The organism is Afipia dichlorophenoxyacetatis, assembly GCF_055386385.1.
In genome coordinates this window covers 1,208,275-1,230,964 of record NZ_AP029250.1, presented here as the reverse complement: position 1 = coordinate 1,230,964, position 22,690 = coordinate 1,208,275, and the positions used below count along the sequence as shown (strand labels likewise).

Below are 22,690 nucleotides of genomic sequence, written 5' to 3'. Positions count from 1 at the left end.
GTCCTTTCAGCTTTATGTCTGCTGTATTGGTTACGATAAATCGTCAGTGTCAGGTTGCAAGCCTTAAACCAGTTCCCTCTCCTTGAACCGGTTTGACGACGTTCATCCGTCGAATGGTTCGTTTGCAACAATCTCGATGCCGAACCCTGACAGGCCTTTATAATCGTGTGCGGACGATGTCAGATGGCGTATCGAGGTGACGCCAAGGTCGCGCAGGATTTGCGCGCCGACGCCGACTTCACGCCATTGCCGATTGCGGTCGGCCTCGGCTGAATGGTCATCATCAAGCGGCGCCACGGGAACGCCAGCCGCACCATCACGCAGATAAACCAGAACACCGCTGCCGTTTTTCTTGAAATGCTCCAGCGCAGCAAGAACGCGGCCCGAGCCGAAGAAGATATCCTTCACAATATTCGGCTTGTGAAAGCGGGTCAGGACGTTCTGGCCATTGCCGACACCTTTATAGACGAAGGCAACGTGATGGATCGGATCGAATGGCGAACGATAGGCGTAGCCATCAAGCGTGCCAATCGGGGTGTCGACAGTAAACGTCGAAACGCGCTCGATGAGCTTTTCGCGCGCCTGACGGTACGAGATCATGTCAGCGATGGTGACGTGCTTGAGATTGTGAGCCGCGGCGAATTTAACGACCTGCTCGCCCTTCATCACGGTGCCGTCGTCATTCATCAATTCACTGATGACGCCCACAGGCGGCAGATCGCAAAGCTTGCACAAGTCCACGGCAGCTTCGGTATGGCCGGAACGGAGCAACACGCCACCGTCGCGTGCGATCAGCGGGAAGACGTGTCCCGGGCGAGCGAAATCGCTCGGGCCGGCGTTCGGGTTGGCGAGCGCGCGACAGCAGGCGGTGCGTTCATCGGCAGAGATACCGGTGGTCATACCGGGTTTGTAGTCAATCGAGACTGTAAACGCGGTGGTGTGGTTGGAATCGTTTTGAGCCACCATCGGATCGAGCCGCAACCGGCGGGCATTGTCCGAGGTGATCGGCGCACAGACGATGCCCGAGGTGTGGCGGATGATGAAAGCCATCTTCTCCGCGGTGCAAAGCGTGGCGGCAACAATCAAGTCACCCTCGCCTTCACGATCGTCATCGTCGGTGACCACGACAATCTCGCCAGCGGCGAAAGCTTTCAGAACTTCAGGAATGGGATGGGCCATAAACGCGCTCGTACCTCTAATATGCTGGTGATCGTATGGCGCAGGGCGGGGACGCGCGCAACTGCGCCATTCACATAGCGATCATCTGCCGGACCTTATTCGCCCCAAAACAGCAGATATGACTGGCCAAAACCGGGGCAAGGCCACCGTTGGATCGCCGGACACCGATTTTAGCAGCCATGCTTCCGCAGGGCGAAATACTGGATCAGGAGACGTAAGGGCTGGTGGTCTGAAGGCTGAAATCGTAGCGCAGGTAGCGATGAGGACGGTCGATGTGGACATCACTGAGGGTCGTGGTTTTCGCACGGGTTTCGAAGTCTGCGATCAGCGAGTCCTTGACCCCGAACACGACGTCGGAATCGAGGTAATCGTCACCTTTTACAAAAATATGAGTGATGAGTTTGTTATGCCCGGGCGCCGCGATCATGAAATGAAGATGGGCCGGGCGGAACGGATGTCGTCCCGCGGCCGCCAGCAGCCCGCCCACCGGACCGTCGGTCGGAATGGGATAGCTTCGCGGCATGATCGACCAGAACCAGAAGCGCCCCTCCCCGTCCGTCCGCAACCGCCCGCGAAGGAAGAACAGGTTTGGATCATTGAACTGGAGATCGTAATGACCTTCATCGTCAGATTGCCAGACATCGACGACGGCATTGGATAAGACGGTTCCATTCTCAGAACGGACGATGCCTTCAACGAAGAGCGGATCGCCTTTCAACCCTCCGGAAATATCGGCACCAAGCTCAACCGTCGGCGCATGGTCGACGTAAAAGGGTCCCAACACCGTGGTCTCGGTCGTGCCGCCGCCACGTGCATGATTAATCGTATCGACCAACATCGATACGCCGAGCGTATCAGACAGCAGGATGAATTCCTGCCGCCTGTCATCGCACATCTGGCCCGTCCGGGTGAGGAAATCGACGGCCAGCTTCCATTCTCCTTCGGTCGGCCGGACCTCGCGTACGAAAGCATGCACGTGACGCACGAGGGCCTGTAATACCTCCCGGGTGCGCGGATCGGCAGCATGCTGAATGCGATCAAGAACGGCCTGAGTGAGCGTTTCTTCGCTATGGTCGCGCATATACCTCTCCAAATTGATCGCTTCGCATCGATCGATTTCGCACCGTGTGATTTCTGGGGCATGCCCGATCCGAAATCATCGATTGCCGGATATCACATCTGGGACTTGCGTGCGATCAAACTGCCGTCAGGGCAGGACTTCCCTGCGCTCGTGCAAAAGAGCATCGAGCTCTGCGCGCTTGCTCTCGATCAGGCCCTGATCCGCAGCATCGATGACTTTGTAGAGCTCCTGCGCATCGGTGATGCGGGTGACCGTCACATAGTCCGCTCCAGCCGCGTAGAGATCGGGAACGTCCCCCAGCAGGTCCGCTGTCGAAATGATCTTTGCGTCAGGATTGAGCGAGCGAACGTGGCGAACCAATTTTTCGTTATTCGCACCTTTGAGAAGGGAATCCGGCACGCTCAAGATGATGATCTCGGCCTTGCTGACACCGGCATGTATCAGCGTATCGATGTTGCTGATATCACCGTAGATCACGTGAATACCGCGCGCCGTGAGTGTGCGGAAAACGTTCGGATTGAAATCAACAACGGTGATCTGATCCAGCAGAGATTTGTTCTGCTGCTCGATCTCGCTGACCAAAGCGCTTGCAGCCCGGAAGAAGCCGAGAATGACGACACGCCGTGCTTCGCCGTGTCCGCCTTCATGATTGTCGCCGCTGACTTTGTTATTGTGATCCAGATCGCGAATTCCCAGCTTCTTCAGCATGACAATCGCCCATCGCGTAATCTGGTCGCTGCGCGTCATCGCGAATGTGCTGAGCACTGCGAGAATTGCGAAAGCAAATGACGCGGCACTCGATGTTTCCGTACTGATATGGCCGGCCGTAAGACCGACCTGAATCACGACCAGCGAGAACTCGCTGATCTGCGACAGGTTGATCGCCGGCAGAATGCTGGCTCGCAGGCCCTGGTTCATGAAATAGAGCGGCAGGAACGTCGTTACCATTCGGCTGACCACCGTAAACGCCGCAATGACAAGCGCGAGGCCAATGGTCGATCCGTTCGGGACCGGAATCGTCATGCCGAGGCCGACAAAGAACAGTGTGATAAAGAAATCTCGTAACGTCGTGACTTTGGCAGTCACATCAAGCGCGTACGGAAATGTGGACAGCGACACGCCGGCAACGAGCGACCCCATCTCACGGGACAGGTGCAGGCGCTCCGCGATCTCGCCAATCAGGAAGCACCACGCCAAGGCTCCCAGCATGACAAGTTCCGGACGCCGCGCCACCTGGTGAAACAACTTTGGCAACACAAAGCGGCTGAGGATCAACGCGGTCGCCACCAACAGACAGACCCGGCCGATCGACATCAGGATGATGCTGATCTGCAAATCCGCGAGGCTCGGCTGGACCGCCAGGAACAGGATCGCGAAGATGTCCTGCAGCACCAGCACGCCAAGCGTGATACGGCCCGGGAGCGTGTCGAGCTCTCGCTTCTCGTACAGCACCTTAACGATGATCACCGTGCTGGACAGCGCGCAGGCAACCGTCAGATAGACCGCGTCGAACTTGCCGCCGCCCATCGACAGGCCGATGGCCACAAAAAAGACGACGCCGAGAATACAGGCCCCTATCAACTGGCCACCGGCGGCAAATAGAATCACGCGGCCGGCACGGATGATCTTCTTCAGATCGATCTCGAGCCCGATCATGAACAGCATGAAAATCAGGCCGAGTTCCGAGATGATACTGATCGAGTCCTGCGACTTGACCCATTCCATCCCGTACGGCCCGATGGCGAAACCCGCTACCAGGTAGGCGAGAATCAGCGGCTGCTGAAAGAAATGAGCCGCCAGACCGAGTACCCAGGCAAACAAGATGCAGAAGGTAATGTCGTGAATAAGTTCGTGCATGCCCTCAGCCTTGCCGGCCGCATCCCACCATGTTGATCGATCACCTTAAGTTATAAGGGGGGCAAAAGCAGCGCAAAAGCAATAACTTCAAAGCTGTTCCAGTGCCTATCCCGCGCCCTCCAGAATTTCGGCTCAATCTCCATTCTGGCCAGTCTCTGTCGCCCCGCAAACCGTCAAACGTATGACACGTGGCGTAGGGGGTGCATATCCTGCGGATGATGGTACCTTTTTTCCCTTTGCTCTGTGACGGGAGGAACGATGCTATCCAACTCGGAGATGCTGCTCCGGCTGCTTGCCGCGGCCACACTCGGAAGCCTTGTCGGCTTCGAGCGCGAACGCCTGTTGTGGGCAGCGGGCATCCGCACTCACATGCTGGTCTGCGTCGGATCGTGCCTCATCATGATTGTTTCGGCGTTCGGATTCGCGGACGTGCTGTCCAAGGAGCATGTCGTGCTGGACCCCTCGCGTATCGCTGCGCAGGTGGTGTCAGGCATCGGATTTCTTGGAGCGGGCTCCATCCTGGCCCGCGGTGAAATCGTCAAAGGCTTGACCACCGCGGCAAGTATCTGGGCTGTCGCGGCAATCGGGCTTGCCGTCGGAGGCGGCCTTTATCTCGCCGCCGGTGCATCCACCATCATCATCCTTCTCATTCTGGCCGGCATGAAGCCCCTGGAAGAGGCCTATCGGTCACGAAATCAAACATGCCAGCTTAAGATCGAAGTCGATCACGGTGGTCTGACACCTGAGAATTTAAGGATAGCACTTGGATTAAGACCCAGTCAGGTCAAACGCTTTCTCGTGGAAAACAGAAGCGCCGAAGAGGGTGATGAGCTGATGGTTCTTCTGAGCAAGGTCTCATCGCATGATATTGCGTCTTTTCCCGAAAAACTGAAGGAATTGGAAGGCGTCCGCGACGTCACGGTCATAAAAAAGCGCAGGGATCAGAACGGCAATGCCGTTTGAAACCAACGGCGGGGCCGTGTAGGTTCGCCGCAACCGCGAAAACGCGAATAACAAAAGGCTGATCATGGCGTCGAAATTGAATCTTATTTTAGCACTCGTATTTTTTATGTGCGCATTTTCCACAGTGAAAGCCGAGGAAGAAACCCCCGCAGGCGTTTGGTTGACGGAAAAGGGTGATGCCCGCATCCAGATCAGCCAATGTGGAAGCTCCCTTTGCGGCAAGGTGGTCTGGCTGCGCCAGCCAATTGACCCCGCCACCGGAAAACCTCAGACGGATTCCAAAAATCCGAACCCCTCGCTCACCTCGCGGCCAATGATCGGCGTACAGCTCTTCATTGGAATGCGTCCAAGCGGTCCAGGCACATGGAATGGCCGCATTTACAACGCTGATGACGGCGGCGTGTATGACAGCAAGATCGCATGGACCGGCCCAAACTCGCTTCGTGTCGAAGGGTGCGTCGGCGCACTCTGCGGCGGCGAGAACTGGAGCAAGGTCAGCAACCGCTGAGACATTCAAATCCTCGTCCTGATTCCTGCGAGAGTGAGCCTGCGCTTGCCAATCTCACTCTTGCAGGGCACACGCCCAGATCGTGCCTCTCAGAGTGGACGATCAATTCGGCCGATCACGACAGAACAGTTTCTGGTGGTAGTAGCGTGCAACACCATCGTGGGGGTATTTCTTCAGAAATAACGCGAGTGAGGCCTTCGCTTCAGCCGTAGGGCTGGGCTTGAGAGCCGCGTAGACGACTTCCCAGTCCTGACAGAAAGCCTCATCGCTGTTACTGCCGCGCTCGCATATCAACTCGAAGATACCGAACGATTCTGCGAAGCCCTTGGGACTGATTTGATCGACGCTTCTGAATATAAATTCAGAAGCGGCACGTTCCCGCACAGCCGAACTGACAAGGATGGACGTTTCATAGTTCTTGTTGAGACCTTCAAGACGTGCTGCGAGATTAACCACGGCGCCGAGTGCTGTATAATTCATGCGGTCCACGGAGCCGATGTTTCCGACCACCGCTTCTCCGACGTGAAGACCAAATCGGGTATTATAGGCTGGCCATCCCTCTTGCTCGAACTCCACGTTCAGCCGCTTGTTGGCCCGCAACATCGCGAGCGCAGCAGCGCAGGCATGACACACATGATCAGGATCATCCGCTGGAGCATTCCAGATCGCCATGACCGCATCGCCGATGAATTTATCCACCGTGCCGGAATGCGTCATCGCCTCCTCTGAGACGACGGCGAAGTAGCGGGACGTATACTGCATCACCTGACTGGGATCTGCCTTCTCGGTGATTGCGGTGAAATTCTCGACATCTGTGAACAACAGGGTCACTTCCCTGCGCGTTCCGCCAAGCTGCATCGGCGTTCCTGTTCGGATCAGCTGCTCGACTAGGCGCTTCGGCACAAAATTGGAAAACGTCTGCGTCACCGTACGCATGGTCGAAACCGAGCGGCCGAGATCGTCGATCTCACGGATCAGCGATCGCACTGGCGGCGCGGAAACCAGTTCGAACTTCTGGATTTTGTCGGTTTCAATCGCCAATGCCCGGAGCGATCTCGACAACAATGCCCCGATCAGAAAAACCAGAGGCAGCATCAGCAGGACAAATCCGATGGTGATCGCGAACAGACGATTTCTCTCCGACAGGATGTTGGCAAAAAACTCATCGACAGGCGCAAGGACTGCCAGTCGCATATTTGCATTGCCAGCGATCGGGATTTCCCGAAAGGCTGCGGCATAGAGCCGGCCGGCAGGACTACGAAAGAACTGTTGCGCGATGCCAGTCGTTCGCCAAGCGTGAACGGCGTTGAGAACCCCACTCATATCGCCGGTGCGGAGACGAGGGAGCGTGCCCTCACCATGGAGAGCCGCCTCGCGCTTCAACAGCTCCGACATTTGTGGGTGCGCAAGGATCCGGTTTTCGCCGTCAAACAAAAATACAATGCCCGACTCTGTCAGCTTCTCCTTGGTCAAAAGCTCTTCTGTGGCGTCGAGCAGCACGTCTCCGGCTACTACGCCTCCCTTGCCCTCCTTGAACGGCAACCGGATCGTGTAGCCGTGCTTTCCCGTTGCAAAGAAAATGTAGGGCCCAGTCAAAAGACTCCCATCGTTCCGGTTTGCATCCTGGTACCAGGGACGATCGCGCGGATCGTAATCGCGCGGTCCCGGCGCTTCCGCCACCACGCCGAGACTCCTTGAAAGGAAAATCCTTCTGGACTCGATCTGTTCGGAATTATCCGATCTTAAGATGACGACCAACCGAAATACTGCATCATCTGGCATTCCAAGTTTTGTCCGAGCGGCCGCTCCGGCCCGGTCGACCGCATCCATTTCGACAAACGAGCCATCTTCATACCCGATGTAAAGATTGAAGAGCTCCTGATTGTTCTCCAGCATCGCCGCGAGCAGCGGATTCAATTGCTGGCTCTTGTCGACCGCCCCGGCCTGAATCGAAGGAAGATCCCGCAAAATCTCCAGATTGTCCTTGATCAACTTGAGCTGCGAACCGATCCGGTCGGCCGACAGCTCAGCCACCTTGTCGATGAATTTGCTGGCGGCTGCTTCAGTGATGGCGGAAATACGTGAGAAACTGAGATAGACGAGCGTCAGACCAATCGCGAGAACAAGGAATACGAACATCGCAATGATGGACGCCTTGAACCCAAGTCGTACCGCCTTTCCCTCCGCCGGCTTCCATGGGCGAATAAGCGTGGCCATCCTCCGGCTCCGATCTTCCCACTATGCGCGAAACTATCTCAACCGGGACCGGCCCGCCCTTATGTCTCAACTAAAACGGATTGACGTAATTGAGGATCGCGATCTGCCGCAGCAGAACCTTGCGAATGACATGGGCCACCTTGACGCGATCGGTAAATATCGCGGCTTCGCCCGTGCTGCCTGCCGGCAGTGAGGCAACGAAATTCTTATCCTGAAGCCTGACGCGCACCACAAACGGAATAGACTGAATTTCCTTCGGCAGCACGGCGAGCCCCGATGCCTGGGCCTGCCCTGTGGCAACAGCCTGCAGAATGCTTTCAACCGTGCCGCTGAAGATCCTGCCCGGGGCAAACTTAAAAGTCACTTCAACAGGCTGATCCGATTTTATGTATCTCGCATTGATCTGCGCGATCTCCACACCGATGATGGTATCGGCCGTGTCGATGAACGCCATGACCGGTGACAACGGAAGGCTGGCCACGCGCGCCCCTTTCCGAAGCGCAAGGTTGGTCACATAGCCATCGGCGGGAGCTCTTACCGTCGTCTTGTCGAGATTCCATTGCGCGTTTTCAAGCTGGCCTTTGAGCTGATCCACCTCGGACTGCCGTGGCTGGACATCGAAGGCGCGCCCGGAGTCCCGTTCCAACAACTGAGTCATCTGGGACAGACGCAACGAGGCAAGCTTCAGCTGAGCTTCAATCGCATTGACTTGCGCCTGATAAGGCACCGGATCGATACGAAACAGGACATCTCCCGCCTTAAGCGGCGTGTTTGCTGTCACCGGAACGTCGATCACCTCCCCTGCCACATTCGGCACAATCGCAACAGAATTGCGCACGACGAGCGTCGATCCCTGCGGGGCGCCCCAGTTCATCGGAATGAACAGACCGATCAACAGCAAGAGCAGCACGATCAGCGGCGAGACCTTCCAGAACAAATTGAAGGGAACAATCTTCATCCTCACCAGGATGAAGAGCAGGACGAGATAAACGTTGAGGATCGCAACGATCATCGAGCCTGCTCCGCCTTGCGAGGAGCAGGAATGTCGACATAGGCCCAGATCAACGTGAGCGGCCACAGCGCAAAGCCGCAGATCAACGTCACCCAGCCTGCTACCTTAACTGCGTGCGCGTAGGGATGATTACGAGTCTCGGCAATATGACCCGGCAGCCAGCCTGCAATGAAGAAGATTGCGAAGGCGCTGGCGACCAGAATGATAAGAACAATCCACGCAAAGACGTCGAGCGTCGACATGATCTTCTCCGCTTCACTTGATCCCGCCAGCGTCAGCGTGCTCCTTGCAAGGACCTTGCACACCGGAGAACGATTACACCGGCCGGTCGGACACCCTTATTTCTCCTGCGGAGCCAATCCCTCGTGTTGCCGGTCGCGAACCTCATCAAGATCCCGCTCCAGGAAGTAATTGAGCAAGGTCCTGATGACTGCGATCACCGCAAGGCGCCCGACGTCATCCCAACTTGGTGCGATCGATGTCTCGATGATGTCCGCGGCCAGTTGAAAGGTCAGTGCGGCGACAAGCCAACGCGCATAGCGCAACCAGACGGCACGTTTCTCGTGCCCATCCTTCGAACCGAACATCAATAGAAATCCACCGATAGCGGCCTCGATGGTCCCGACAACAACGATCACCAGGGCGATGGCGTCGATCACCGTCGCCGAGACCTCAGTCCAGAAAACAAGCCATTCCTTCATCTGGCTAAGCGTCTCCAAAGACTGTCCTCCAGTCATTCTTCATGCTGACCACTGTGATGCCATACTCCCCTGCGCGGTCGAGCGCCTCCATCAGGGGACTGAGCTTGAACTCGGGTCCATAAGCCGTCTCGCGCACGGCATCGTCGTGATGCAGCAGCAGTGCCAGCCGCGCGCCCTGCCCCGTCTTCACATATCGAAGCATCGCGAGATCGCCGTCGGAATTTCCGAACGCCAGAATGGGCCGACGCCCGATATGCAGGCCGATATTCTGAGGCTTGACGTCACGGTCATCGAAGCTGTTTAGCTCGGCAACCTTCGTCAGAACCCCTTGGTCACTCTGCATCTCGAAATGCAGTTTCGCACTCGAGCCGATCACCTGTTCTCTTGGGATGCCATATGCTTCTTCGGCGAATGATCGGATCAGATCGATGCCGCCGCCGGACACAATGAACGTCTTAAATTCATGCTGCCGAAGATAATGAAGGAGCTCTATCTGCGGCCGGTAGATACATTGCTTGAACAGCCGATCGAACTTCGGGTGACGTGCGGTTGCGAACCACTTGTGAGCGATCGCTTCAAACTCGTCTTCGGTCATTCCCGCATGCGTGGCAAAAAACAGCTCCATGAGCGCTCGCCTGCCCAGCGACTGGAGCGTGGCCATGTCGCTTGCCAGGAATGCCTTGAATGGCTGCCGATCCTTGATGGCCGGATGCTTCTCAGCAAGATGCTTGACCCGATCCATCAGGAAGAACAGTTGTACCTGCACGGGCTGCTCGCACCATAGCGTTCCATCATTGTCGAAGGTTGCGATGCGTTCAGCGGGGCGCACATAGTCCGGGTTCTCTTTATCGGCTACCCTGGAAACGAAATCGATAATCGCGGTGCGCGCCGGGCAATCGCTCCAGGAAGGCAACGCGTACGAGGTCATGCATTCGTCCTCCCGCTCGGAAACAGGTCAGGCGGCGAATATTTCGCCGCCTGACTTCGCTCGCTTAATGAGAAGCGCCGCCCATCGTGTTTTCCATCGTCTTGATCGCGTCATCGATCGTAAACGTGTTGGGCTTCTGAATAATGGGAAACTCCTTGAAAGTTTCCGCGAATTTCTGAGCAATGAACATTGCGCCATACAGAATGTAGGCGTGATAGAGCAACCACTCGTAGTAAGAGTTCGACGTAATATCGGCGAACTCGTATGGGTCGGTGCGCAGGTTGAAGAACTTCGCGAGACGCAGACGCACGAAGGGCTCAGCCCAAACCCCCATCGTTCCCGCAAGGCGCTGTTCCATGAAGACGACCTTCCAGTTGTCATAACGTACGCCGAGGATATCGCCATCGTCGCTGATGTACATGAACAGCTTTCGGGGGCTCTCCTTCTCTTTGCCTGTGAGATAGGGCAGGAGATTGAATCCATCGATGTGGTTCTTGTAGGTACGGCCGCAGGCCTGATAGCCCTTCTTCACCTTCTCGACGATGTCGGGCTCGCCGGCCATCGCAAGAAACGTCGGGAACCAGTCGTGATGCTGGACGATCTCTGTGGACACGGAGCCCGGTGCGATCTTGCCCGGCCACCGCACGATCATGGGGACGCGGAAGGCGCCTTCCCAATTGGTGTTCTTTTCGCTGCGGAACGGCGTCATGCCGCCATCGGGCCAGGAATTCCGGTGCGGGCCATTATCGGTCGAATACATCACGAACGTGTTGTCCGCGATGCCGAGCTGGTCCAACAGGTCGAGCATCTGACCGACGTTCCTGTCATGGTCGATCATGGTGTCGTGATACGGAGACTGCCAGCGACCCGCCTGGCGAAGGCTCTCCTTCTTCGTGTGCGTCATAAAATGCATATGCGTGGTGTTCAGCCACACGAAGAACGGCTTGCCGTCCTTGTTCTGCTGTTTGATGAAGTCGGTGGCGGCCGCGACGAATTCATCGTCGCAGGTTTCCATGCGCTTGGTATTGAGCGGGCCGGTATCTTCGATCTTCTGCTTTCCGACCTTCCCCCAGCGTTCCATCTCGGTCTTGTCATCCTTGTCGGTCGCCCAAGAATGAATGACGCCGCGCGGCTTGATGCTTTTTACGAGGTTCGGGAAATCCTTCTCGGAATAGTAGTCGTACATCTCCGGCTCTTCCTCAGCATTGAGGTGGTAGAGATTACCGAAGAACTCGTCGAAGCCATGATTGGTCGGCAGCATATGGTTGAGGTCGCCGAGATGATTCTTGCCGAATTGGCCGGTCGCATAACCCTGATTCTTCAGCGCGCCGGCGATGGTGATGATCTTATCGTTCATACCGACCGGAGCAGCTGGGATGCCAACCTTGGAAAGACCCGTACGAAGCACGCTCTGTCCGGTGATGAAGGATGAGCGCCCCGCGGTGCAAGATTGTTCTCCGTACGAATCGATGAACATCATCCCTTCCTTGGCGATGCGATCGATGTTGGGCGTCTTGTAGCCCATCAACCCGTGCGAATAACAACTCAGATTTGAGATGCCTATATCGTCGCCCCAGATGACCAGAATGTTCGGCTTGTCTGACTTCGCCATACGCTGACTCCCTTTTTTCAATGCTTGATCCGCTTCTGTCTTTTTGGCTGCCTTTCGCTTACTGGCTGCGGCCTTTTTGACTGCAGCTTTTTTGATCGTGTTCTTGCGCGCGGCTTTCTTTGCCGTCTTCTTGTGAGTTTTCTTCGCTGAACGCTTGACCATGACGCCCCTCACCCAAACGGACCCACTTGGAACAGCATGCTGACGATCGCTGCTATTCCAACAAACAGAAGAACGATCGCGGTGATCAACGTTAGCGATACGGGGAAGCCGCTTTCCCCATGAATAAGCCCTGCTGCGGTCATCGCTTTACGTTCAGTTCGCAGATGATTCATGAACTGGCCGTGATAAATGATACCGCCGATCAGCATCAGGATGCCGAGCGCAACCAGCGCGACGCCGAAATTGCGAGCAGAAGCTGCGTGTGTAACGACGTTCTGGTCTCGCAACTTCTGGAACACCTGAAAGATCGTGAACCCGAATGAAATGAGCGAGAGCGACGTCCGGATCACCGACATCAACGTGCGATCCGCACTCATCCGCGTGCGCTGGAACGACATGCCCGTCCGGCGCGACGACAGCTCGACGGAAATATCATCAGGGTCCGACTGCCGGGTGATCGGTTGATTGGTCATTGTGCTGGCCTTCCATGATGCATCCAGCGACGCGCAATCCATTCGATAATCCACCGGAAGATAAAGTACGGAAGGACCGCGAGCAGGATTGCGATCACGACCGCTTCCGCCGGATAGAACTGATCGAGTTCCTTGAATTGATAGATCACATCCATGCAGATACCGAGCAACATGATGCGGGCGGTAGAGATGAAGCCTTCACGCAAGCGGCCCGTCTGCTTTTCTGGATGCCGCCACGCCCTCCAGAAGAAGGATTTGTGCCCCTCGCGCGCATCCTTCACGCCATCATGGATCGCTGCGATGGCCGCCATGGTCGGCTGCAAAAAGAAGCGGAACGTCATTGGCCCACCGAAGCGGGCGAAAATGTCGCTCCAGAACCTCTGTTGAATATCGAGTGAAATGCCGTACTTGATCGCACCCCATACGAGCAGCAGGACGGCGAGAACCAGGACGAGCCAGGTAAAGGTCACAGCGCCGCGAGAAGGAGTATCGGATGCCATGTTGCCCGCTCCTTCCTGCATTCCTATTCGGGAGGACGTCGTCTGACGACACAACGAAATCCGACGTGACTCGTCGATGTGTCGATAGGCTCAGGGTGACGTGCAGCAGGGCGGTAGCGGCGACAGTAATTCGGCGCGCATAGATGCGAGCCGCCTTTCAGCACCTTGCGTGGAATCTTGATATTGGACTGACAGGGATCGTAGCTTTCAGCCTCGCGCGGACCGCGCGGGTTTTCTGGAATGCAGCAGGGTTTGGCCGCATCCGCTTCGTGGCGAGGAACGTACCAGTCGCTGGTCCACTCCCATACGTTGCCGATCATATCCTGCAGGCCGTAACGGTTCGGCGGAAACGCGGTCACCGGCGAGGTGCGTTCAAAGCCATCCTGGCTGAGATTCTGACGCGGGAATTCACCCTGCCACGTGTTGGCCATGTGACTGCCACCGGGCGTGAACTCATCACCCCAGGCAAACTCCGCACTGTCCAAACCGCCGCGCGCGGCGAATTCCCATTCGGCTTCGGTCGGCAGGTCCTTGCCGGCCCACTTTGCATAAGCAAGTGCATCTGAAAATGAGACGTGCACCACAGGATGATTGTCGTGCACGTTGATGTTGCTCTTCGGCCCGTAGGGGTGGCGCCAGTCAGCCCCCCTCATGAACGACCACCACTGACTCCAGTCGCGAAGATCGACGGGCTGCCGGGGAGGCACGAACACCAGCGAACCCGCATAGAGCATATGCGGCAAAGCGCCGGGATAGTCCTTCGGATCAGGTGGAATCTCCGCGAAGGTGACATGCCCCGTCGCTTTGATGAATTGTTTGAACTGCCGGTTCGTCACCGGCGTGCGGTCCATCCAGAAACCATCAACAGACACCCGATGAGCCGGCGCTTCCTCGGGATAGTGACTGTCGGATCCCATACGGAATGTGCCTCCGGGGATCCAGACCATATTGTCAGGCGGCCGGCTCTCCGGCCCTTGATCGCTTCGCTCGATGTCAGTCCGCAGCATCGTCATGGTGTGCCACCATTGTTACGATCCACCGTCAAGGACAGGCGTCCCAAAATCCCTGCTGACGCGATGCATCGGTGTAATACCCGCAGTAGCCGGGGGCCGGCGGCGAACCCGCCCATGCGACGGCAGTCGCAGCAGTTACGAATCCGAGAGCTGCACCGGCAGCAATGGCGCCGCCCGGACGCCACCAATAACGCGCTGGGCGCACCCAGGCGCCGCGATAGGCAACACCGCCGCGCCGAACAACTGCAGCACCTCCCGCACCTCGCACGACGGTTCTGCCGCGGTAAGCGACGCCACCGCGCGGCCCGACGACTGCGCCGCCTCTACGGACAACAGCCCGGACATCGATAACGGGTGCGTCATTTATATTCTGATCGAGAATTTGATGGGTCTGGAGGAGCGGCGCGGCCTCTATCGGCTCCATCGATGCGGCAAATATAAGCAGGAGGCTGAGTGCGGTTCCGAGAAGTACCATCGCGAGCCTTGATGATTTCCAAATCAAGAATTCCGGCAGCTTGGACTCCGTCATGGACGCTCCTCCCTCACTTCACATTACAAATTGCAAATTCACTCTGGTGCCGCTGCGAGTTTCCTTCGCTTGACAGAGCCGACGTAAAAACGCTCCGCGCCATCCGTGCAGCGCGCAGCCGATGTTTTGGAAAACCTTGTTCTTAAAAGCGAACTTTTTTCCCAGTCAGCCATGCGAGCTGAATGGAACGCTCACTCCGCTCAATCGCGGAGGCAACCACGCGTCTTAATTAAAGAGATTTGCCGCATTGCCACCTTCCTTCTGCGGAAACCGCATGACACGAAGGACATTCCAAAATCGCAGAGCAGCTTATGCTCGAAGGCTAAGTTAAATTGAAATGCGTGGCAAGACTTATGAAGAAGTGCCCGGCGCAGCAAGTCGCGTGATAGGCCCTCTGAGTAAAGGAAGCCTGTATATGCGATTTGCAATTGACGGGATTGTTGCGGTTGCTCACCAGAGCACCGGCACAACGGCACTCATCTCAAGAACTCTTGGGATGATTTGAATATATCTAAAGCATACGGGACGCATCACCATCCCGTGAGCATATGTAGGCAAGATCTATTTGCAGGCGCAGCGATGCCTTCCGCTTAGGCCGCCTGGCGGCCATGCAGCGTAATCATCTCAGCAACGGCTACCCGCCCGGCGCTGACGAGGCTCTCGGTGCTTTCCTCACCCGATCTCACGCGTTCGATAATTTTTGCAGCGACAAAGCTCCGGCAATCGTGATCGTTGTAGCGCGCCGGAAGATTGCGGCAGACTTCATCAAGGGCGAACCTCATCGCAGCCGCCAGTTTTGGCTCGAATGCTTGGTCAATCATAGCTACCTCCCTTGTGCGCAATAATCGCCGTAGGCTCTCCGGGTTGCATGCCGCTGCGCTTTCCAGGAAGAAATTTCCGAGAAGAGATTATGTGGCAGCAGAACTGACCGATCCTGGCATCCGCATCTCAGGACGCCCTAATAGAGTTGCTGGCAGGTGGCGCGTTGAACGACAGGTAGGAGTTCTCATGCGTATCGGAACTGTATTGCTCGTTGCCGTGCTGGTCGTTCTGCTTGGAGCATCGGCTTGGTTCGCTTACGACGGGCTCACCGTAGGTGATGACACGGCAGTATCGGACCATGCCTATATCGCGATGGGCCTCGGCATTTTTTTCTCGCTGCTGATTGGCGTGGGATTGATGATCCTGATCTTTTACAGCAGCCGACGCGGCTACGATGAACCTCCTAAACTGATCGACGATAACGAAGACCCATCAAAGTAGCCGGACAGCAGAATCCTGCTGAATGACCTTCCGTCATCACAACTCGCAAAACTAAAAACCCGGCCGAACCAATCAAGGTTGAGCCGGGTAAAAAGCATGGAGGAAAGGGAGAGGATTCGAACCTTCGACACGGATGAACCGTGTTCCGCGCTAGCGGTGCCTTAAGCCACTCAGCCACCTTTCCATCGACACTTAAACTTCCTTGGAGGCTCAGCCTGGATTTGAACCAGGATAAGAAGCGTTTGCCACGCTCGCGCGCAGGCATCCCGCCACCGGCCATGATGTGATCATGTCACCGCCGGCGTTTCAGGACAACAACATCGCGGCCCGATGGTTAACCTTTATCGCGAGCATCTTGGGCTCGATAGGTCGCCTCCGCTGTAAACCCGTGAGACCGACTTAGCGACACTTGGATGAACGCGAGCATGACGAACCAAACCGTCCGCATGATCCGTGGAATAATGACAACTATGAAGCCGGTTCAAAACTCCTTGAAATCAAGGTCGATGGGATCGTGCGAGCGTTGCATAGGTTTGACACATCTCGATCATCCGGTGGATAAAGACCGCATACTTTGAAATTCTTTGATCGGGACAAGACCGCAAATGCATCAGTACGGCATAGGGGTTATTGCAGGCATCGCCATTGTTGCCTCAGCCGCAGCAGCCGAACAGGACACCGGCAAACTCGTTCAACTTCTCGAGGCAAGTCTGGCTTGCCAAAATTCAGCTTCCGCTGGCTCATCCGGTTACGCGCCGGCCAACCGTTCGACGCTCCGCTATACAGGAGACACCAGCGTATTCCGCGCCTCGGTTCGCAAGCAACCCGCAACCAGGACCGAAAATGCGGATGACAGCTACGAGATCGCCTTCAATTTCGCAGACGTAGGAACGGTGCGCACCGATAACAACAGTGTTGCCTTCACCTGCAAGCGCCAAAGCGCGCCTTCCTGCATCGTGACGCCCCCCAACGTCTCATCCGGCGCATTCCAATACAGCTTTCAAACGTGCGATGCGAGGTCTGCTGAAAACGCGCGATACGCCTCGGAAGCCCTCATGCGTTTGAACGAAGGCCTTCCCGCAAGGCCGCTACCAGCTGTTTGGGCGGCACCTACAAAGGTTGATTTATATTGGCTTCATAACGGATCGAGTCTCGATCTCGCATCCCAGGGCGCATCCAGAAAATTCCTCTATCGATCACCAAGCCCATTGATGATCGACAACGGCGTTTCACGCGGCAGCGTCCTGTTCGACGGAAGACGATCCGGCAATGAATATTCCGGGACGGCCTACGTGTTCAACAAGACCTGCGGACCGCTTGGATATCCAGTCGCTGGAGTGGTGTCCGGCGACGATCGGCAGGTGACCTTGCAAGGCAAAGCTCCCCGCCGAGGCAGAAACTGTCAGGTCGTCGAATATCGTGACGAGGAACTGACCTTCACGCTGCAAGAGGAGTAATCCTCTCACCCCGTTTTAATCGACAGGACGACACACCAACGGCGCAATGGCTCGTCTCCTTACATTGTCGGCGAGCGTGGCCCCCTGAATTGCGGCATGATCGAACGACAAATCTCCTGATGGAGTATCCTCCCGCATGAGTGCGGAGCACGCCATTCGAAAGACCAAGTCCATATTCGTTCCAGGCGAACTCCTAGCAGGGGCGCTCCGGTGGCAAGCCATCGCGCCGACGTGACCGCGAATACTCCAGGTCAAAGAATTTTTTTGCATCCTGATCCCCGGCCCGACAGGCTTTCGTGATCAAATCCAGACCTAAGCTCGTGTTCTTCTCTACCCCATCGCCGTAGAAATATGACTGCCCCAGCGCGTTCGTGGCCCCCATTTCCCCACGTTGATCCGCCCGTGTCAGAAATTCCTTGGCCTTGACGACATCTTTCTGGACGGGCGCATATTGCTCCGATCCTCTCAACAAAACGGCGCCGGCATTTCTCATCGAGCGGGCGTTCCCCACGTTCGCCCCGTTCAACCAATAGTTCAACGCCTGCTGATAATCCGGGACAGTGAACAGGTAGTTGGCATTGAATGTGCCCTTGTAATAGGCCCCCAGGAAATTCATTGCCGCGCCTGAATTATTGGCAGCCGCAGTTCGCCATGCCTGAAGGGCTTGATCCATATCTTCTCTCGCCGCGGGCTGGCTATCGATTGTCCGTGCTCGTCGTGCAGCACGTTGCGCATAGGCGCGGCCTGCTTCGGACGCGAAGCGCCTGGGCGCCGAGCCTCTCATCGCGAGAGTACAGGCGGCAATCGCTTGATCGACATCCGCATCGGACAATGAGTCAGCGTCAGCAGGCGGAATTTGCGGCGACAAGTCATTGTCGAATTGCGTTGCCATAAGGCGATCACATTCAGCACCGGGATCCAGGACAACGAGCTTGACGCTCTGTTCAACCCGCCCCTGACCTGAAGCGTTGTTAAACACAATCGATCCTTCATAGGTACCGACCGGGCGACTGGTCTCGCCAGCACCAACCCTCAGCGTCACATCGAGGTTCGTATTCGTTGCAATCGTTCCTGAATCGGGTGTGATCTGTATCCAAGACGGCTTGGAGAGCGTGCGCCAGGATACGATATTCCCACTCGCACCAAGATTAGTTGTCGCACTCCCTGGCGAAGTGTTCCCTCCTCTAAGCGCGGTAAAGACGATCGGAGTTGGGTAGCCGATGAGTTCACTTACTTTTGGCGGAGCCTGGACGACCAATTTAACTTTTTGCACCAACTTTTTTGCGGTCGCACCATAGGTCACAGTCACTTCGCCCGGATATTCACCGGGGCCGCTAGAGTTTGCGGGGCGACCAACAGAAAGCGATATATTTGCGCTCTCGCCTGGATCGAGACGACCAGACGTCGGTGTGACGCTGAGCCATCCTGGATAGGTATTATCGATCGACCACGACACATAAGACCCGGAATTTCCACGCGCAGTGAGTTTGAACGACGTCGGTGACGGGGTAAACGGCCCACCCACAGGTCCGGTGAAGACGATAATGTCTCGACGGTCACTCGTTAACTCGCCGTCGTTCGAACGAACCGGTGCCGGTATCGTCAGCTGAACTTTCCGTTGCAGTTGGCGGTTCTCCGGTCCGTACAAGAATGTGACCTTGCCGGGATAGTCGCCCGGCGACGGAAGATTGGCCCGGCTCAATCTGACCGACAGATTGATCGTCCTCGTTTCGTCCTTTGCGAGGTTACCTTCAATTGGAGCCGCTAAGAGCCAATCCGGCTTCGAACTATTATCGATGCGCCATGCGACCGACTTGGATCTCGCCGTAATGTCCAGTGCCTCCGACTGAGTGAACTCACCGTTTGCCGACTGAGTGAAGATGATAGGAGCATCGGAGCTCGCCAAAGAACCGGTCGATCCAGACAGATATTTCGGAAGCAAGAGCGCGGCCGATACCAACGCAATGAGCAGACATGCGGCAAGCGCGATCCAACGCCCCGCCCCCTTCTTTTTCTTCTCATCACTTGCCACGGCAGCAACCTGTGGCTTGGTAACTTCAGGCCGCACAGGAGGAAGTGGCGGAGGAGGAGGTGTTGGAGGTAGAGGCGGCGGCGGTGGAGGTTCAGGCGGTTGCGGTGGTTTTGCCGTGGATATGTTCACTGGATTTGCCGGCCCTCGCGGGCGGACAATGCGGACGTCAGAAAGACCCCTGCCGGACTTGGCGAGCGATGGCCAATTGACCGTGCTGATAACCCCGACGCCTTCAATCGAAATCTCGACGGGCACGAACTCAGGGATGCTGTCCACAACTGCGGGACCGATGCGCAGGACAGTCTTCACCCCGTTATTGTCGATCCCGTCCGGATTCAGCCAGACGATCTCAGCCTGCCATCCGTCCACGCCAAGATAACGAGGGTCGATATCAAGGCGGCGGAACGCGACGCGAATGGCATCTCTTGAGATCTTTCGATCCAGATCGAGAAACGCATAGCCACCAGCTTCAGCTAAATCTTCGCGAACAATAACCGTCATCACTTGTTCCATGTGCCTAAGCCCGGCACCAAAGAAGGTTTCACCCCACGAACCCAGACACAGTCGCTTCTCAGGTCAATTTCTGGCTATCGACATCGAGACCATCCAGGATCGACCGGAGGTGTTGATTTTGTGCAAGATCGACAGTTATTCCCTGCTCGCTTCTGGCGTTGTCTTCGACAACACGATCGAAGCCATGAAACCAGTCCGTCACATACGTCTCGGCAAATTTCTTGGGCTCTTCGCCGATTCCTGACGCATCGTAGACGATCGGCCGACCGGCAAAAGCCAGACGCGTTGAACTACCGTCCGCGATTGTCGGTCGCTTCGCGTCGCCGACCTTGCCAAATCCAAGATCACCCATCAGGCGATTGATGCGTGTCGTGGCGATGAGTGCCGACTTAACCCCGGCTTGCTCGATCTGGTCGAAAGCCAGAAACAACCGCAAATCGTCCGCAATCTGTTGCTCCAGATTTGATCGGCGCCCCAGCGACAGCAATTCATCCACAATGTCCTTGCCGACGGCCGACGTCAGGCCAAGCCGGTTGAGCAGCGCTTCATCAGAGAGCATCCGCCTCGATCTCTGAATCCAGTAATCGATCGACGCACGCGCCAAGCGCGTCTCACGATCTGTCGGCACGTCATTCGTTCCTTCAGATGGAGTCTCACCCCGCCGCGGGCGAACGATCCTCTGCACGCGCGGCGCGGGCGTCGCGTGCGCCGCAGCACTCTGCGAGCGGCTTGGTCCCTGCAGCACACCATAGAGAGCATTTGTTAGATCGATCGGATCGAGCAGCAACGTCCGAAGCAGAACCCCGAAGCGCCGTTGCTGCACCGCGTTCTCGAGCGAAGAGAAGACAGCATCGGCGGCCGTTCGTCTGTCCTCCAACCTCTTTTCAAAATCGAGCGAAACATAAAAACGCGCAAGCGAATGACGGATGTCTGCGCTCAATTCATCGAGCCGGCCACGAATTTGCTGCAGCTTCATTTCGGGCTGACAGACCTTCGCCAGATTTTCCGCGATATAGCCGACGCCTCCGTCGTTCAACTTCAGCGCCTCATCGAAAGCCCGGGCGGGATCCTGAAAGTGATTCTGTGCCTCCGGCAATCCGATGAACCCGGATCGAAGCTCGCTTATCCTCGCAACCTTGTTGGGAATGAACTCGATTTCGCGGCGATCCTCATACCGGATAATGGCATCAGCCGGATAGTTCGGATTGCGAAACCAGTAGGTATTTCGGAACGCTTCATTTGGCGTCCATCGCTGCGGCCACGAATGCGCCTTGCCGAAGAAACCCAACAGCGAAGCTTCCAGGCGATTGCGAAAGCGCAGCCCGCTATCGACATCGATATCGCCGGCCTTGTCGACAAAATGCGTATCGAACCACGTCAAGATCAAGAACAGCAGATTCCGCTGCCCTTGGCGGGCCTCCGGTGTTTTTCCGTGAGTATTTTCGATCCAGTCGTTGATCAGGTTTGGAAGAGTAACGACCTCCATGATCGACGGGCGAATGCAAAGCAGCATGCTCGTCAATTCCTGATCGGCAACATAGCGATCAAATAGATATGCGACCTTGCCGCGCAGGAACGTCTCTTTCAAAGCATCTGGCTTCTCCGAAAAAAACGTCTTGAGATCGATTTTCTGGCGACTGCGTGCGCCTGGAAAATCCAGCAAATCAGTCTCTCTGAAGAGTTCGCGAGGACGTTCCGCGACCTCGATACAAAGTTCGGCGGTGATGGCAGCGACCAGCGGCCGAGCCAGTTTCACGTTGGCTCCGGCTGCGGCGCGCAACTCGATGACATCGCTCAATGACGGATCGCCGATGCCTGCAAGCGTCGCGACATCGAGGATCGATCCCTCACGCGGAACGAGCGCGCTCATGGGCGCGAACGCCTCATCCGGGCGCCCCAGGGTCACGATTGCTTGCGTCAATTTCTTGTAGAGTTCGGTAAACGCCGGATAGCGCCCCCACAAAAACGAGAAGAACTCAGCCCGGCCATCGATATCAAGACGCGGAAGCAACGACACTCCCTCGGTCCATAACCGGTCGAGCGCTGTAATCAACGGTTCGCGTCCAAACTGCTTTTGAAAATACTCCTGAATGTCGAGCAGATCATCCTCGGACAACCCTGCCGGTTGGGCATTTGTCCGTCGACCAAGGTTGGAGAGCACCTGCGCCAAGTCTTCAGGTGAAGTCTCAACCTCCTTGGTCTGATCTCCATCCAGAAAAAAAGTATTCCCCAGGATCTTGACGATATCCGTTTCACTCAAGAGACGGAGACGGACCGGAAACCCACCGGGTGTATTTCCAGATGGCTGTTGCGCGGTAAAACGCGTGACAAGGCCAGTCGATTCCTTTTCGCCGATCGGATTGATGTGGGTCAGAAAATCGACGGGATCTCCCCCGTCAAATTTGGCTTTCAGCGAGCCGTGCTCCGGCCGTGCCAACACCTCAACGAGATAGGACTTACCCGCCTGACTCGGCCCAAATACGCCGACGCTCATCGGCCGCAGGGCGGCCTTCTTCAGCTTGCGGGCACGTGCACCCGCCTTCCGCATTGCCCTGGTGAGCGTGTCCTGCTCACGCCCGACGAGCGCAGTATTCTTCTCGTTTCGCAACCACTCGATCGCCTGGTCCGCGAGTGCGGATACGGTCCCGCATCGATCTGCAAGCTTCTCCGGTGTCATGTGTCCCCGCCCC

The 22,690-nt window shown here is 56.5% G+C and carries 20 protein-coding genes and 1 tRNA gene; 4 read left to right on the top strand and 17 right to left on the bottom strand.

Annotated elements, in window-relative coordinates; genetic code table 11:
- Positions 1–102: 102 nt before the first annotated feature.
- From ribB to ACZ5C3_RS05700, 3 genes are all read right to left on the bottom strand, one after another.
- Positions 103–1,179 (bottom strand): 3,4-dihydroxy-2-butanone-4-phosphate synthase, encoded by a 1,077-nt coding sequence (ribB, locus tag ACZ5C3_RS05710; RefSeq protein ID WP_464035944.1) that lies wholly within the window; start codon positions 1,177–1,179, stop codon positions 103–105.
- Positions 1,180–1,384: 205 nt separating this feature from the next.
- Entirely contained in the window at positions 1,385–2,260 is an 876-nt protein-coding gene (locus tag ACZ5C3_RS05705) for an intradiol ring-cleavage dioxygenase (protein ID WP_464035943.1), read from the bottom strand.
- Between the two features lie 126 nt (positions 2,261–2,386).
- Positions 2,387–4,117, bottom strand: coding sequence for a cation:proton antiporter (locus tag ACZ5C3_RS05700; RefSeq protein ID WP_464035942.1), 1,731 nt, complete (start codon positions 4,115–4,117; stop codon positions 2,387–2,389).
- 258 nt (positions 4,118–4,375) lie between these two features.
- Here ACZ5C3_RS05700 and ACZ5C3_RS05695 point away from each other — a divergent pair, with 258 nt between their 5' ends.
- Together ACZ5C3_RS05695 and ACZ5C3_RS05690 are read left to right on the top strand one after the other, a co-directional pair.
- Complete coding sequence (locus ACZ5C3_RS05695) at positions 4,376–5,080, top strand: MgtC/SapB family protein (protein WP_464035941.1); 705 nt, start codon at positions 4,376–4,378, stop codon at positions 5,078–5,080.
- 64 nt (positions 5,081–5,144) lie between these two features.
- A complete protein-coding gene (locus ACZ5C3_RS05690) occupies positions 5,145–5,588 on the top strand; it encodes a DUF2147 domain-containing protein (protein WP_464035940.1) in 444 nt (147 codons plus the stop codon).
- Between the two features lie 102 nt (positions 5,589–5,690).
- On the opposite strand, the gene ACZ5C3_RS05685 is transcribed toward ACZ5C3_RS05690, so the two are convergent.
- The 11 genes from ACZ5C3_RS05685 to ACZ5C3_RS05635 form a co-directional block, all read right to left on the bottom strand.
- Complete coding sequence (locus tag ACZ5C3_RS05685; RefSeq protein WP_464035939.1) at positions 5,691–7,805, bottom strand: adenylate/guanylate cyclase domain-containing protein; 2,115 nt, start codon at positions 7,803–7,805, stop codon at positions 5,691–5,693.
- A gap of 70 nt (positions 7,806–7,875) precedes the next feature.
- The gene (locus tag ACZ5C3_RS05680) at positions 7,876–8,817 is read right to left on the bottom strand and encodes an HlyD family secretion protein (RefSeq protein ID WP_464035938.1); all 942 of its coding nucleotides are present in this window, start codon (positions 8,815–8,817) and stop codon (positions 7,876–7,878) included.
- Complete coding sequence (locus ACZ5C3_RS05675; RefSeq protein ID WP_464035936.1) at positions 8,814–9,059, bottom strand: DUF3302 domain-containing protein; 246 nt, start codon at positions 9,057–9,059, stop codon at positions 8,814–8,816. The genes ACZ5C3_RS05680 and ACZ5C3_RS05675 overlap by 4 nt, the downstream gene beginning before the upstream one ends.
- 96 nt (positions 9,060–9,155) lie before the next feature.
- Positions 9,156–9,518: a DUF1622 domain-containing protein gene (locus ACZ5C3_RS05670; protein ID WP_464035934.1), complete on the bottom strand. Its 363-nt coding sequence runs from the start codon at positions 9,516–9,518 to the stop codon at positions 9,156–9,158.
- 4 nt (positions 9,519–9,522) lie between these two features.
- Positions 9,523–10,446, bottom strand: coding sequence for an HAD family hydrolase (locus ACZ5C3_RS05665; RefSeq protein ID WP_464035932.1), 924 nt, complete (start codon positions 10,444–10,446; stop codon positions 9,523–9,525).
- Positions 10,447–10,510: 64 nt separating this feature from the next.
- On the bottom strand, positions 10,511–12,058 hold the full coding sequence (locus tag ACZ5C3_RS05660) for an arylsulfatase (RefSeq protein ID WP_464035930.1): 1,548 nt from the start codon (positions 12,056–12,058) through the stop codon (positions 10,511–10,513).
- Between the two features lie 170 nt (positions 12,059–12,228).
- Positions 12,229–12,693 carry a YidH family protein gene (locus ACZ5C3_RS05655; RefSeq protein WP_464035929.1) on the bottom strand — a complete coding sequence of 155 codons (465 nt, stop codon included), beginning with the start codon at positions 12,691–12,693 and terminating at the stop codon, positions 12,229–12,231.
- Positions 12,690–13,193 (bottom strand): hypothetical protein, encoded by a 504-nt coding sequence (locus ACZ5C3_RS05650; RefSeq protein ID WP_464035927.1) that lies wholly within the window; start codon positions 13,191–13,193, stop codon positions 12,690–12,692. Before ACZ5C3_RS05650 ends, ACZ5C3_RS05655 begins: the two co-directional genes overlap by 4 nt.
- A gap of 23 nt (positions 13,194–13,216) precedes the next feature.
- A complete protein-coding gene (locus ACZ5C3_RS05645; protein ID WP_464038265.1) occupies positions 13,217–14,200 on the bottom strand; it encodes a formylglycine-generating enzyme family protein in 984 nt (327 codons plus the stop codon).
- A gap of 34 nt (positions 14,201–14,234) precedes the next feature.
- On the bottom strand, positions 14,235–14,735 hold the full coding sequence (locus ACZ5C3_RS05640; RefSeq protein ID WP_464035925.1) for a hypothetical protein: 501 nt from the start codon (positions 14,733–14,735) through the stop codon (positions 14,235–14,237).
- Between the two features lie 590 nt (positions 14,736–15,325).
- The gene (locus ACZ5C3_RS05635; RefSeq protein ID WP_464035924.1) at positions 15,326–15,556 is read right to left on the bottom strand and encodes a hypothetical protein; all 231 of its coding nucleotides are present in this window, start codon (positions 15,554–15,556) and stop codon (positions 15,326–15,328) included.
- A 187-nt stretch (positions 15,557–15,743) separates the two neighbouring features.
- Between ACZ5C3_RS05635 and ACZ5C3_RS05630 the strand changes: the two genes are divergently transcribed.
- Positions 15,744–15,998: a hypothetical protein gene (locus tag ACZ5C3_RS05630; RefSeq protein ID WP_464035922.1), complete on the top strand. Its 255-nt coding sequence runs from the start codon at positions 15,744–15,746 to the stop codon at positions 15,996–15,998.
- A 97-nt stretch (positions 15,999–16,095) separates the two neighbouring features.
- Here the strand turns inward: ACZ5C3_RS05630 and ACZ5C3_RS05625 are convergent.
- Positions 16,096–16,182, bottom strand: a tRNA-OTHER gene (locus ACZ5C3_RS05625).
- A gap of 421 nt (positions 16,183–16,603) precedes the next feature.
- Between ACZ5C3_RS05625 and ACZ5C3_RS05620 the strand changes: the two genes are divergently transcribed.
- Positions 16,604–17,455, top strand: coding sequence for a hypothetical protein (locus ACZ5C3_RS05620; RefSeq protein ID WP_464035920.1), 852 nt, complete (start codon positions 16,604–16,606; stop codon positions 17,453–17,455).
- A gap of 193 nt (positions 17,456–17,648) precedes the next feature.
- Here ACZ5C3_RS05620 and ACZ5C3_RS05615 read toward each other — a convergent pair whose 3' ends face one another.
- Positions 17,649–19,361, bottom strand: a complete 1,713-nt coding sequence (locus ACZ5C3_RS05615) for a BACON domain-containing protein (protein ID WP_464044595.1) — start codon at positions 19,359–19,361, stop codon at positions 17,649–17,651.
- Positions 19,362–20,058: 697 nt separating this feature from the next.
- Complete coding sequence (locus ACZ5C3_RS05610) at positions 20,059–22,677, bottom strand: virulence factor SrfC family protein (protein WP_464035916.1); 2,619 nt, start codon at positions 22,675–22,677, stop codon at positions 20,059–20,061.
- Between the last annotated feature and the right edge of the window lie 13 nt (positions 22,678–22,690).